General features: G+C 66.8%; 1 pseudogene. It reads left to right on the forward strand.

From position 1 onward, the window contains the following. Positions 1-533: pseudogene (locus tag B552_RS27975) on the forward strand (ABC transporter ATP-binding protein); the annotation flags it as partial.

Raw genomic sequence — 533 nt, forward strand, 5'->3', positions numbered from 1 at the left:
CTGCTCGACGAGCCGACCAACCACCTCGACGTCGAGGCCATCCGCTGGCTGGAAGACCTGCTGATGGGCTTCCGCGGCAGCGTGCTGCTGATCACCCACGACCGCGCATTCCTGGACCGCGTGGCCACGCGCATTGTCGAGCTCGATCGCGGCCGGCTGGTCTCGTTCCCGGGCAACTTTGCCGCGTACCAGACGCGCAAGGCCGAACTGCTGGCCAATGAGGCCGTTGAACAGGCCAAGTTCGACAAGCTGCTGGCGCAGGAGGAGGTGTGGATCCGCAAGGGCGTGGAAGCACGCCGCACGCGCAGCGTGGCGCGCGTGCAGCGGCTGGTGACGATGCGCGCGGAACGCGCCGCGCGTCGCGAGGTGCAGGGCAACGTCAAGCTCGAGGTCTCGCAGGCAGACCGCTCGGGCAAGATCGTGGCCGAAATGATCGATGTGTCGAAGGTGTATGGCGACAAGGTTGTCGTGCGCGATTTCACCGCAACGATCATGCGCGGCGACAAGGTCGGCCTGATCGGCCCGAACGGCGC

The organism is Cupriavidus sp. BIS7, assembly GCF_000292345.1.
Lineage (GTDB): Bacteria > Pseudomonadota > Gammaproteobacteria > Burkholderiales > Burkholderiaceae > Cupriavidus.